This window comes from Streptomyces sp. NPDC057474 (assembly GCF_042802555.1).
Lineage (GTDB): Bacteria > Actinomycetota > Actinomycetes > Streptomycetales > Streptomycetaceae > Streptomyces.
Genome location: NZ_JBHVDX010000271.1, coordinates 1 through 11,875 on the forward strand (window position 1 = coordinate 1; position 11,875 = coordinate 11,875).

Below are 11,875 nucleotides of genomic sequence, written 5' to 3' on the forward strand. Positions count from 1 at the left end.
GACTCGGCTCCCGCCACGGACAGGCCGAGACTGCCGCCCAGCCGCAGCGCGCCCTGCGCCCGGAGCGCCGCCATCGTCTCGCCGAAGGTCACCACGTCGGGCGGGGTCCGGCGGTCCAGGCCCGGTGTCGTCACGGCCCCTCCCCCGCGACGACCCTGCGGAACTCGGCGGCGCGGGCCCGGAGTTGCTCCAGGTCGCCGCCGTCGGCAGCGTCCCCGACCAGGGGCGAGCCGACGCCGACGGCGATGGCGCCCCGGGCCAGGTAGTCACGGGCGGCCGGCGCGTCCACTCCCGGGTGTGCGCGCCGCCCCAGTCGTGCCCGACCAGGTCGACGGGCTCGGCGAAACGCTCCAGCTCGCTGATGAGCCAGTCCCGGTAGTCACCGACGGTCGCACCGAACCCTGTCGGCAAGGGCGCCCCGAAACCGGGCGGGGACAAGCGGATCGGGCCGGGTCGAGCGGGAGCGATGCGTTCGAGCTCGACGACCAGCGGCTCCCAGACCTCCGGCGTCTCGGGGAAGCCGTGGACGAAACGGTTGGCATGGCGGGAACCCCGTTCATGTTGGTCGCGACCGACTCCGCGAGCACGACTGACCAGATGACCAATCTGGTCAGTGAGTATAGTCTGGGGGCATGAAGACGAACACCACCCCGCGACAGCGGGCTCTTGTAGTCGGACTCGGCGTCAGCGGAACCGCCTCCGCGCTGCGGCTGCACAAGGCGGGCTGGGACGTCGCCGTCCTGGAGAAAGCAGCCGAACGCCGCCGCGGCGGGTACTTCCTCACCCTCTTCGGCACCGGGATCACCGCGGCAGAGCGCCTGGGCATCGAGGTGCCGGACCGCTTCTCGGAGGACATCGCCTACTACAACGTCGATCGCGCGGGCCGACGGCGGCGCGGCATGGGCTTCGCCGAGGCCGTGGCCGGCGAGTCACGCCCGGTCGTGCGCGGCGATGTCGAGCAGGCAGCGTTCGACGCCCTGCCCGAGGACGTGGAGATCCGGTACTCGTCCATTCCGGTCGCGCTGCGCCAGGACGCGGAAGGCGTGCAGGTCGACATCGAGGACCGGGCAGCGGGGGCGGTGACCACCGAACGGTTCGACCTCGTGGTCGGGGCCGACGGCCTGCGCTCGACCGTGCGCCGACTGGCGTTCGGGCCCGATGAAGGGCACATCCACCGTCTCGGCTACATGCTCGCGGCGTGCGCCCTGCCCGGCCCTGTCCCCGGTTTCCGGGGCACGGACGGAATCGTCATGTCCGAGCTGGGCCGGTCGGCATGGGTGTTCGCCTTCGCCGACCGGCCACCGACGGTGCTGTTCAACTACCGGACCGACGATGTGGACGGCGAGTTCACCCGGCCCGCCATCGACTCGCTGCGGGCGGTGTTCGGACCGGAGTCCACGGGCTCGACGCTCGGCTGGCTGCTCGACCAGTTCGAGCAGGCGCCGGACCACCTGTTCGACACCGCCGAGCAGGTACGGCTCGACACATGGCACCAGGGCAGGGTGGTGCTCGTCGGCGACTCGGCGTGGTGCCTGACCCTCTACTCCGGGATGGGGGCCTCCAGCGGCATGGCCGGGGCCGACATGCTGGGCACGATGCTGGAGCGGTATCCCGGGGACGTGCCGCAGGCGCTGCGAGCCTGGGAGGCGAAACTCCGCCCCTTCATCGAGTTCCACCAGGAGACCGGTGTGGCCATGCGCAAGCTCTTCGTCCCGGCCGACCACACCGAGTACCAGATCCGGTCCCTCTTCGACCACGTGGTGGGGACGACGGTCGGCAGAACGGTCATCTCGAAGCTGGAGCACCGCAGCAAGGCTTCCCGGATGAAGACGGTCGACATCGCCCTGGAGTGACCCGGCCTTGGAGCCCGCCGCACGGTCGGCGCTCACCTTCGTGAACCCCCGTCAACCCCCGTGACATCATGCTGCGGAAGAGCGAACGGGAGGAAACACGACGGTGAGCCGGCTGATCGAACACGACTCCGTCAAGGCGGCCAGAATCCTCGACAGCGCGCGCGAGCTGGCCGTCGCACACGGCGTCCGCAAGGTGACCATCGCCGAGATCGCCGCGGCCGCGGGCGTGGGCAAGGGCACGGTCTACCTGTACTGGGAAACCAAGGAAGACCTGTTCGTGGGGCTGGCCGCGCGCGAGGTGCTGGCCTGGATCAAGACCATCAACAACCAGATCGCCCAGGACCCGCAGTCCATCCTGCCCCGCCGTTTCGCTCCGCTGCTCATCCGTACGCACTCGGGCAACCCGTGGCTGCGGTGGCTCCAGCGCGACGACAGCGCCCTGCGGCAGCTGCTCCACCGCCCTGCCGACCAGGAGCGCTTCGCCGAGGCCACCACGAGCGCGATGGGCAACGCGGTCGTAACGATCCTGCGCGACCACGGGATCGTGCGCGACGATCTCCCGCTGTCCAGGCAGATGTACGCCCTGCACGCCGTGCTGGTCGGGTTCAGCACCGTCATGAACGACGCCGATGTCGCAGGCCCGCTCAACATCGACGATCCCGAAACCGCCCTGGCCGACACCGTCCACCTGCTGCTCGAACGGCCTCGAGACCCCGCCGCACGCGATGTCGCCAAGGCGGCGGAAGCGGTGCGGGCCCGGTTCACCGAGATTCACGGCAACCTGCTGGGACTCGTTGCGGCGGGCGCCGCCGGAACCAGATGACCCGTGTCCTCAAGGCCGCCTTCAAGGCCGTGCCGTTCAGCTGCGGATCAGCCGACGCAGCGTAGGGCCAGGCCGCATGCCTCCCTGCGGCGTGGCATGAGGCGCACCAAGCGCGGCAAGGCGCGAACCCGGCCGGGGACGCCAGGTCATACTCGAGGACGATGCGGCAGCCCAGCTCCTTCCGCGCTTCAGCGTCGTTCCAGGAGGTGGGGTCGTCTGGTTGCTTCGTCCAGCTGTTGGTGCGGGGCCCTTTTCGGGTCAGGCGCCAGGTCATGGCCCCGGTGCCGCTGGATCGCCTTGCTCTGCCAGTCGTAGTCCGCCCACGCCACCGCAGGCACCTTCACCTCGTGGCCCAGCACTCGACCGCGGCGTCCGGTACCTCCTTGGCCGACTCCGGGAACCGGGCCTCCACCTCAAGGAACTTCAGCAGCAGCGCGAACCCGAGTCGGGTCGCCCCGGACTTGGCACAGCCGTAGCGCCGCCTTCCGGCTCAGGCTGAAGGAACGGGGCCGGCACCACGTCATGCCCGTCGGCTCCATATGTGTCGCCCCCGCGGCCACCACCGAGCAGTGTCAGCCCGCATACGGCGGGCCGGGCCACACTCGCCCGCTACCGCGGGACTCCCCGACCCCTGGCCGACCAGGTCAGGGCCGCGTTATGCCACTCGCGGCGGAAGGGGCGGCGTTTCCGCCGCATGCGATGTGCGCTACGTCTCATCCGCGGGCTGTCACACCGGAAGCGCGGCCGGTGTCTCAATGCCGAGTCCACAACACAAGGGAGACATGATGAACGGGAACGTCAAGGTGGTCGTGATCGGCGGCGGGTACGGGGGTGTGACGGCGGCCAACAGCCTGGCGCGGCGCGATGGTGTGTCGGTGACCGTGGTCAATCCGCGTCCCGAGTTCGTCGAGCGGATCCGCCTCCACCAGCGCGTGACCGGCTCCGATGACGCGACCGAGGGCTTCGGGAGGGTCATGGGCGAAAACGTCCGACTGGTGGTCGACACCGCGACCCGGATCGACGCTGCAGAGCGCCAGGTGTCGATGGCGGGCGGTGGCACGATCTCCTACGACTACCTCGTCTACGCGGTGGGCAGCGGCGCCGCCGATCCCGGCGTGCCCGGAGCGGCGGAGTTCGCTTATTGGGTGTCGGACCTCGAGGGGGCGGAACGACTGCGGTCGGCGCTGGATGCGGCGCCCGCGTCGGCTCCGGTGACCGTGGTCGGGGCCGGCCCGACCGGCCTGGAGACCGCCGCCGAGCTGGCGGAAGCGGGTCGCAAGGTCACCCTGGTCTGCGGCGACGTGCTCGGCCCCTCCCTGCACGCCCGGGTCCGCCGCCCGGTCGCCCGCCGGCTCGCCAAGCTGGGTGTGACCGTCCTCGAAGGTCCCGGCGCGCAGGTGACGAGAGTGACACACGACGCCGTACAGCTCGGCGACGGCCGCGAGCTGCCCAGCGCGGTGACGATCTGGACCGCGGGGTTCCGTGTCCCGGACCTGGCCGCCCGCAGCGGGCTGCGCACCGACGCCGCCGGCCGTCTGGTCACCGACACGACGCTGACCTCTGTGGACGACGAGCGCATCGTCGCCGCCGGGGACGCGGGGGTGATGCCGGACCATCCGTTCCGGATGAGCTGCCAGGCGGCCGTGCAGCTGGGCCCGGCGGCCGCCGACACGATCCTGCGCCGGATCGCGGGGAAAACACCCTCTCCCGTCCGGATGTGGTTCGCCGGGCAGTGCCTCAGCCTCGGCCGAAACGAGGGCGTCACCCAGTTCTCCTACCCGAACGACAAGGTGAACGCGCTCAGCATCAGCGGGCGGACCGGTGCCGGCGTCAAGGAGATCGCCTGCCGGTTCACCCTCAACAAGTTGGTGTCCGGGGCACGCAAGGCCAGTTCCCGCGCATCCCACGGCAACAGCACCGACCGCCCGGATTCGCCTCAGTCGGAACACCGCACGACGCCGTCCGACACCCGACCCGCGGCCTAGCCGCCAAGCCCCCTCCTCGGGCCGCACCGACCGCTCCGGCCCACGAAGGACCGAGCCGGAGCGACAAGCACACAGCGCCGCGGCCTCGTATGCCAGGGCCCGGCGCCGCGACGCCATTCCCACCAGCCCGCCCACCCCGCGTGGCCTGACAGGCGGGGAGGCTGCTGCCAACGACCCCGCCACCAGGCCGGGTACATGTTCCACGGCCTGCTTCCGGCCCGTGGGGCCGACCACGAGAAAATGAGGCGCACGACATGAACAACCACGTCACCGACCCCGCGACGGAGGCCTTCGTCGCCCACCGGGACCTGCTGTTCACCGTCGCCTACGAGATGCTCGGATCGGCGGCGGACGCCGAGGACGTCCTCCAGGAAGCCTGGCTGCGATGGGTCGAGGTCGATCTGGCGCAGGTGCGGGACCAGCGCGCCTACCTGGTACGGATCACGACCCGGCAAGCGCTCAACCGGCTACGCACCCTGAAACGGCGCAAGGAGGCCTACGTCGGCCCCTGGCTGCCCGAGCCCCTGCTCACCGCACCGGACGTGGCGGAGGACGTCGAACTGTCCGAGAACCTGTCGCTGGCACTCATGTTCATCCTCGAAACCCTCTCACCGACCGAACGCGCCGTCTTCGTGCTGCACGAGGTCTTCGACTTCGGCTACGACGAGATCGCGGCCGCGATCGACAAGAGCCCCGCCGCCGCACGCCAGATCGCCTACCGCGCCCGCCAACATGTCGACGCCCGCCGACCGCGCACACCGGCTTCCCCGGAAGAAGCCCGGGAAGCGTCGAATTCGTTCCGGCGCGCGCTCGTGACCGGGGACCTGCAGGGGCTGCTCGACGTACTCGCCCCGGACGTTGTCTTCGTCAGCGACGGCGGCGGCCTCAGGCTGGCGGCTCTGCGACAGGTCGTCGGCGCCGACAAGGTGCTCCGTTACATGGCCGGCAGTATCGACAAGGCCGACGGTACCCTCACCGGTGAGACCACGATGATCAACGGCAACCCCGGACTCATCCTGCGCCTGGACGGCGTGATCGATGGTGTGCTGGCCTTCCGCGTGGAGAACGCCCGCGTCACGGACCTGTACTACGTCCGCAACCCCGAAAAGCTCACCCGCGTCGAGTCCGAAACCCCTCTCACCTCCCGCTGACCGCCGCCGAGAAGCAAGCGAACCGGCTGGCCAGCCGGGAACGCGCGGCGAACGAGCACGGCTTCGTCGACCTGAAGAACTGGCGCGCACTCACCAAGCTCCGCCTGAACGCGAAGCACGCCACCGTCTTCCTGCGCGTCCTCCTCGTCCTGACGAACGCGGAGATGAGCCGCGACTGTTGCTGATCGCCGCCGCCGAGCCGGGCAGCATAGGGCAGTCATCGAGAACACCCAAAGCGAGCCCGGTCGGTCACTTCGGCACCGGCAACCGCGGTCCTGTCCTTGTCACCCGTCGGGCACCCGTACGCCGCCGGGGCAATCCCTCGGCGCGGCACTCAGGTCGAACAGCGGTACCGCAGGTCCGTCGCACGCACTCCTCGCCTCGTGCGTTGCGCACCAGCAGGCGGTCGCTGTGAAGGGGGAGCTGACGGCGCGGGCGCCGGCCGAGAGGGTTTCGTGGAACTGCGGAGTCATGGTCACGCCGCCGCGCCGGCGGATTCCAGGGCGAGGGTCCGGTCGTCGCCACGGCCGGTCCCGGCAAGCGGGCCGACCGTCTACTGCGGCTTTGTCGCGATCTGGATCAGGTTGCCACAGGTGTCGTCGAAGACGGCGGTGGTGACGGGGCCCATCTCCAGGGGCTCCTGGGTGAAGCGCACGCCGAGGCCATGCAGGCGCTCGTACTCCGCAGTCACGTCGTCGACGGCGAACTGGGCGAGCGGGATGCCGTCCTCGACGAGCGTGTCACGGTAGGTCTTGACGGCCGGATGGCCGGCGGGCTCCAGGAGGAGTTCGGTGCCGTCGGGCTCGTCTGGCGACACGACCGTCAGCCACCGGTCCTTCTCGCCCACCGGGACGTCGTGCTTCTTCACGAAGCCGAGGATCTCGGTGTAGAAGTGCTCGGCCTTCGCCTGGTCGTCGACGAAGACGCTGGTCAGATGAATCTTCATGGGGTGCTCTCCTGCGGTCCGGATGCGTCGGGCACGAGCCATCGCTCGGCGATCTGCCGGAGCGGGGCTGTGTTCAGGTCATGGAATTTGTAGCGGCCCTCCCGCCTGGTCTCGACGAGCGCTGCGGCCTCAAGCACGGCGAGGTGCTGGGAGATCGCCTGACGCGAGATGCCGAGCTGATGCTTCATGCTCAGTCGCGAACAGATCTCGAACAGTGTCTGTCCGGACTTCTCGGTGAGCTCGTCGAGGATGATGCGGCGGGTGGGGTCGGCCAAGGCTTTGAACAGGTCGTCGGCCACGAGACCCAAGGATAGGCAACCATTCACTTGCCTATCAAGTGGAACTGCGCCATGCCTCGCCACGCACGCCTGCCGCCTCGGCGACCTCCGCGAGCAGAACGGCGTCGCCCCTGTCGGGGGTCTCCTGGGCGGCGGGATGACCGGACAGCTGGGGGGCACCCCCTCTGGGGGAGCGTGGTCGACGGTTACGCCCTGGCGTTCGCCGCGTTCCTGCTCTCCGCCGGTGCGATCAGCGACCGGCTCGGCGCCCGTCGGACGTTCGGCGGTGGCCTCGCACTGTTCGCGGCGGCTTCCGCGATCTGTGGCCTGGCCCCGAACCTGGGTTCTCGTGGCCGCCCGCCTGGTGCGGGGGGGTTGGCTGCCACGCTGGTGCTGCCGTCCTCGCCGGCCCTGCTTCGGCGTGGCCAACTTCTACCCCGTCCCGCCGATCGCGCCACCCATGGACCGGACGGCGGCACGGGGTGCGCCGATGCCTTCGCCGACGGCGCGACCGTCGCCGACATCGTCGCGAGGCTCGCCGACAGGCCCCTGGGGAGCCCGTTCGTCAGTCGCTGCTGCTGCCCGACAACGACTGGTCGTGATGGATCAGCGGTGCGAAGAACAACCAGAGCAGCGCGATGCAGGCCGGCGCCTTCGCCCAGACCTCGTGTCGCTCCCCCACCAGCACCGGAGCCGCCAGCACCAAGGGCAGCGCGTAGACGACGATCCTGCGGACCGCTCTCAACGGAGTCCAGGACGCGTTGAGGCTCTTGCCGAAGTCGGGCAGGCAGACCCAGGCGACGACGCCGGAGAGGATGACCCCGAAGAAGAGGAGCACACCGGTGACCGGCCACCGCGCCATCTCCACAGCCTCCGGTGCGCTGGAGTCAACGAGGGCGAGCACCAGCGCGGCGGCGGCGAGGTAGGACCAGAGCAGCACCGCGAAGAGCACCACCGGCCACCACGTCTCCCCCGGGAACCAGTGGTCGGGCCGCACGCCGCGGGCCTCGGCCAACCGCCGCCGCCCTAGCTCGTCGGTGACGATCCCGCGCCGCAGCCAGCGGCGGGCGCCGACGAGCACCAGCACCCACCCGACCGCACTCGCGAGGGCCGTACCGGCCAGTGCCAGCACCGTCGGACTCGCCGGTGCCGACGGACGCCACCAGGCGAGTGCCACCGCCGTCATGGCCGCCCCCGCCGAAACGGTCCCGAACAGCCGCGCCGCCCCGATCAGATCCGTACCGACCCGTCGTGCGCGCACCGCGTCCCCGTGCAGCCGCTCGACCTCCCTCAGTTGAAGCAACACGCCCCGACCCCCTCGGTGAACCCGTTCCAGCGGCTGCCGGACATAAGGATCATCCGATGCCGATGAGCATCGTGCCAGCCCGTGCGACGCTCCCCCCATCAGGCGGTTGCCCGCGAGCCCACCGGCCATGGCCTCGACGACAGCGGCACCATTCGCGCACAAGTCGCCGACTCCGTGCGATGTAGGTCGACTGTTCCTCTGGTCCTCCTCCGCATCCGGAATACGCACCCAGCGACCGACCCCTACGGGGCGACTCGCTCGTCTGCTCACCAGCTGGTGTGGATCTCAGCGGGCCGGGCACTCGGCTGTCGACCGAGGCGGGGCGGGCTGGAGGTGTGGCATGGCGGTACGGCATCGTCTGATCAAGGTGAGTCCGCAGGCTGTGTGGGCCGTCCTCGCGGACGGCAGCCGATATGCGGAGTGGGTGGTGGGAACGTCGGCCTCCGAGCCGGTGCGGGGGCAGTGGCCGCAGCTGGACTCGGCGATCGGGTACGAGGTCCGCGTGGGCCCCCTGCGGCTGAGCAACGAGACGGTCGTCCGGCACTGCGTGGAGGGCTCCGAACTGGAGCTGGAGGCGAAGGCAGGCGCACTGGGGACGGCGCGGATCTTCATCAAGCTCCGCCCCTGGGGACCGTACTGCTTGGTGATCGCGGACGAACACCCGCTGCAGGGAGTGGGCGGAGCGCTCCACAACGTGGGTGTGGAGGCACTGATCCAACTGCGGCACCGCGCGATGCTCGCACGGCTCGCCCGGCTCTGCGAGGCTGAGGCCGAGGCCGAGGCCGAGCGGCCTCCGAGCCTCCACGGGCGGCGCAGGGCGGCAGCGCACGGCACCGGCGGCCATGCCTGACGCGGTGGTGATCGGATCCGGCCCCAACGGGCTGGTGGCCGCCAACCTGCTGGCCGACGCCGGATGGAGCGTCGAGGTCATCGAGGAACAACCCGAGCCCGGCGGCGCGGTGCGCCACGACCGGGAGGTCGACCCCGACTTCGTCAACGACCTCTTCAGCTCCTTCTATCCCCTTGCCGCCGCCTCGCCGGTGCTGGCACGCCTGGGTCTCGACGAGCACGGTCTGCGCTGGAGCCACGCGCCACACGTACTGGCCCACCCCCTCAGCGACGGCAGGTGTGCGGTCCTCTCCCGCAGCATCGACACCACCGCCGAGTCCCTCGACGCCTTCCAGCCGGGCGACGGGGACGCCTGGAAACGCCTGCACGGGACGTGGGAACACCTCGGCCCCGACATCGTGGACGCGCTGTTCACTCCCTTCCCGCCGCTGCGCGCCACAGCCCGCCTCGCCGTCAGGCTGAAGGCGGCCGGCGGCTTGCGGATGGCCCGGACCCTGGCCGCACCGGTGCGCCGCATGGGGGACGAGGAATTCCGCGGGGAAGGCGGCAAGCTGTTGCTGGCCGGGAACGCGATGCACGCCGACCTCGCGCCGGAAGCCTCGGGCAGCGGCGGCTACGGCTGGCTGCTGGCCATGCTCGGACAGACCTACGGCTTCCCCGTACCGGCCGGCGGCGCCGGCGCCCTGACAGCGGCCCTCGTCAGCCGACTGCGGGCGCGTGGCGGCAGCCTCCGCTGCGGGCAGCGGGTCCGCCGCGTCCTGGTGCGCGACGGACGGGCCGCCGGGGTGCTCACCGCCGATGGCGAGACGGTGGTTGCACGCCGCGCCGTCCTGGCTGACGTGTCCGCACCGGCCCTCTACGGCGAACTCGTCGACGCGGAACACCTGCCGACCCAGCTGATGGCCGACCTGAAGCGCTTCCAGTGGGACTTCGCCACGTTCAAGGTCGACTGGGCCTGCGACAGGCCCGTGCCCTGGCAGGCCGAGGCGGCGGCGCAGGCCGGAACGGTCCACCTCGCCGACGGAGTGGACGAACTCACCCGCTGCGCCGCCCAGATCGCCATGGGCCAGGTACCCGACCGTCCCTTCGCCCTGTTCGGCCAGATGACGACAGCGGACCCCTCCCGCTCGCCCCAGGGCACCGAAGCCGCATGGGCCTACACCCACGTGCCGCACGTCATCAAATCCGACGCGGGCGACGAGGGCCTGACAGGCACGTGGAACAGCACGGAGCAGGAGGTGATGGCCGACCGGATCGAACGCCAGGTCGAGCGGTTCGCCCCCGGTTTCCGCTCCCGCATCCGCGCCCGGCGCGTGCTGGCCCCGCCCACCCTCCAGTCACTCGACCGCAACCTGTATGGCGGCGCCATCAACGGCGGCACCGCGGCCCTGCACCAGCAGCTCGTCTTCCGTCCCGTCCCCGGCACCGGCCGCCCCGAGACACCGGTGGACGGTCTCTACCTCGCCTCCGCCTCCGCCCACCCGGGCGGCGGGGTCCACGGAGCCCCCGGCGCGAATGCCGCCCGCGCGGCACTGCGCCGACACCGGTTGCCCGGCCTCAGCCGCGCCCAACGCGCCCTCGCCCACCGGGACCGCACCGGACGAAAACCGGGTCTCCCCCGCTGACGCCCCTCTCCCGTACGGCAGCCGGATCGCGCAGAAGAGCACACAGCGTCCCTGCATGAGGAACAGAAGAGGACAGAAAGGGACCAGCCGTGGACGACAGCCCCCTCAAGGACCGCACCATCGTGGTGACCGGAGCGGCACGCGGCATAGGAGCCGCGCTGGCGAACGCGCTCGCCCGGCGAGGCGCACGGCTGGCCCTCCTCGACCACGACGAACAGGCACTGGAGGCGACCGCCGCCGCCCTGCCCGGCACGACGCTGGCCATCCACGCCGATGTCACCGACGGCACAGCCCTCGACGATGCCGCCGAAGTCATCCGCGGGCGCCTGGACCCACCGTCGGTCGTCGTGGCGAACGCGGGAATCGCCGAAGGCGGCCCCTTCGCCCTGTCGGACCCCGCCACATGGCGCCGGGTGATCGACGTCAACCTGATCGGCAGCGCCCAGACCGCCCGGGCGTTCCTGCCGGACCTGATACTGACCGCCGGCTACCACCTGCAGATCGCCTCACTGGCCTCGATCGGCGCCGCCCCCATGATGAGCGCCTACTGTGCCTCCAAATCCGGCGTCGAAGCCTTCGCCCACACCCTGCGCGCCGAGACGGCACACCACGGCGTGGCCGTGGGCATCGCCTACCTCGGCTGGATCGACACCGCCCTGATCCGCGACGCCGACCACTACGCGGCCCTGCGGCAGCTACGCGCCCACATGCCGCGCCCCGCCCGGCGCGTCCACCCCGCCGAACCCGTCGCCGCCCGCCTGACACACGCCGTGGAACAGCGGCGGACCGCCGTCTACATCCCCCGCTGGCTGCGCCTGACCCAAATAACCCGAGCCGCGATCCCACCCCTCGTACTCCGCGCGACCCGCCGCGCACTCCCCCGCCTCGAAACCGACCACTCCCTGCAGCCCACCGGCCTGCTCGGCCCAGGCGGCCACTCCGACAGAAGCACAACCACAGGCAACTAGGGCCTGTGTGAGGTCGTGATCAATTTCGGGTTCTGGTCCCGTGTGGGGGCAGGACCTGATAGGACGCTGGGTGTGACACGTAGGCAACTCA

The 11,875-nt window shown here is 70.8% G+C and carries 10 protein-coding genes and 2 pseudogenes; 7 read left to right on the forward strand and 5 right to left on the reverse strand.

Annotated features, from left to right (window positions below; genetic code table 11):
- Nucleotides 1–130: 130 nt before the first annotated feature.
- Nucleotides 131–292: pseudogene (locus ACFU53_RS42080) on the reverse strand (aldolase); the annotation flags it as partial.
- Nucleotides 259–621 (reverse strand): annotated as a pseudogene (locus ACFU53_RS42085) (alpha/beta fold hydrolase); the annotation flags it as partial. The pseudogenes ACFU53_RS42085 and ACFU53_RS42080, both read right to left, overlap by 34 nt.
- 11 nt (nt 622–632) lie before the next feature.
- On the opposite strand from ACFU53_RS42085, the gene ACFU53_RS42090 reads away from it, so the two are divergent.
- The 4 genes from ACFU53_RS42090 (at nt 633) to ACFU53_RS42105 (ending at nt 5,812) form a co-directional block, all read left to right on the forward strand.
- Nucleotides 633–1,853 (forward strand): FAD-dependent monooxygenase, encoded by a 1,221-nt coding sequence (locus tag ACFU53_RS42090; RefSeq protein WP_384005042.1) that lies wholly within the window; start codon nt 633–635, stop codon nt 1,851–1,853.
- A 103-nt stretch (nt 1,854–1,956) separates the two neighbouring features.
- Nucleotides 1,957–2,676 (forward strand): TetR/AcrR family transcriptional regulator, encoded by a 720-nt coding sequence (locus tag ACFU53_RS42095; protein WP_384005044.1) that lies wholly within the window; start codon nt 1,957–1,959, stop codon nt 2,674–2,676.
- 785 nt (nt 2,677–3,461) lie between these two features.
- Nucleotides 3,462–4,661 (forward strand): NAD(P)/FAD-dependent oxidoreductase, encoded by a 1,200-nt coding sequence (locus tag ACFU53_RS42100; RefSeq protein WP_384005059.1) that lies wholly within the window; start codon nt 3,462–3,464, stop codon nt 4,659–4,661.
- Between the two features lie 254 nt (nt 4,662–4,915).
- Complete coding sequence (locus ACFU53_RS42105; RefSeq protein ID WP_384005046.1) at nt 4,916–5,812, forward strand: RNA polymerase sigma-70 factor; 897 nt, start codon at nt 4,916–4,918, stop codon at nt 5,810–5,812.
- Between the two features lie 553 nt (nt 5,813–6,365).
- Here the strand turns inward: ACFU53_RS42105 and ACFU53_RS42110 are convergent.
- The 3 genes from ACFU53_RS42110 to ACFU53_RS42120 all read right to left on the reverse strand — a co-directional run bounded on the left by ACFU53_RS42110 (nt 6,366) and on the right by ACFU53_RS42120 (nt 8,342).
- On the reverse strand, nt 6,366–6,758 hold the full coding sequence (locus tag ACFU53_RS42110; protein ID WP_384005048.1) for a VOC family protein: 393 nt from the start codon (nt 6,756–6,758) through the stop codon (nt 6,366–6,368).
- Nucleotides 6,755–7,057 carry an ArsR/SmtB family transcription factor gene (locus tag ACFU53_RS42115; RefSeq protein ID WP_384005050.1) on the reverse strand — a complete coding sequence of 101 codons (303 nt, stop codon included), beginning with the start codon at nt 7,055–7,057 and terminating at the stop codon, nt 6,755–6,757. Before ACFU53_RS42115 ends, ACFU53_RS42110 begins: the two co-directional genes overlap by 4 nt.
- Before the next feature lie 544 nt (nt 7,058–7,601).
- Complete coding sequence (locus ACFU53_RS42120; protein ID WP_384005052.1) at nt 7,602–8,342, reverse strand: hypothetical protein; 741 nt, start codon at nt 8,340–8,342, stop codon at nt 7,602–7,604.
- Between the two features lie 340 nt (nt 8,343–8,682).
- Here ACFU53_RS42120 and ACFU53_RS42125 point away from each other — a divergent pair, with 340 nt between their 5' ends.
- The 3 genes from ACFU53_RS42125 (at nt 8,683) to ACFU53_RS42135 (ending at nt 11,784) form a co-directional block, all read left to right on the forward strand.
- Nucleotides 8,683–9,192, forward strand: a complete 510-nt coding sequence (locus tag ACFU53_RS42125) for an SRPBCC family protein (RefSeq protein WP_384005054.1) — start codon at nt 8,683–8,685, stop codon at nt 9,190–9,192.
- Nucleotides 9,185–10,816, forward strand: coding sequence for a phytoene desaturase family protein (locus tag ACFU53_RS42130; RefSeq protein ID WP_384005056.1), 1,632 nt, complete (start codon nt 9,185–9,187; stop codon nt 10,814–10,816). The genes ACFU53_RS42125 and ACFU53_RS42130 overlap by 8 nt, the downstream gene beginning before the upstream one ends.
- Before the next feature lie 89 nt (nt 10,817–10,905).
- Nucleotides 10,906–11,784: an SDR family oxidoreductase gene (locus ACFU53_RS42135; protein WP_384005058.1), complete on the forward strand. Its 879-nt coding sequence runs from the start codon at nt 10,906–10,908 to the stop codon at nt 11,782–11,784.
- Nucleotides 11,785–11,875 lie beyond the last annotated feature (91 nt).

What these genes read in the sequence shown, in the direction of transcription:
- ACFU53_RS42105 (WP_384005046.1), top strand. Translation starts at nt 4,916, where the DNA reads ATGAACAACCACGTCACCGACCCCGCGACGGAGGCCTTCGTCGCCCAC.
- ACFU53_RS42100 (WP_384005059.1), top strand. Translation starts at nt 3,462, where the DNA reads ATGAACGGGAACGTCAAGGTGGTCGTGATCGGCGGCGGGTACGGGGGT.
- ACFU53_RS42110 (WP_384005048.1), bottom strand. Translation starts at nt 6,758, where the DNA reads ATGAAGATTCATCTGACCAGCGTCTTCGTCGACGACCAGGCGAAGGCC.
- ACFU53_RS42090 (WP_384005042.1), top strand. Translation starts at nt 633, where the DNA reads ATGAAGACGAACACCACCCCGCGACAGCGGGCTCTTGTAGTCGGACTC.
- ACFU53_RS42130 (WP_384005056.1), top strand. Translation starts at nt 9,185, where the DNA reads ATGCCTGACGCGGTGGTGATCGGATCCGGCCCCAACGGGCTGGTGGCC.
- ACFU53_RS42125 (WP_384005054.1), top strand. Translation starts at nt 8,683, where the DNA reads ATGGCGGTACGGCATCGTCTGATCAAGGTGAGTCCGCAGGCTGTGTGG.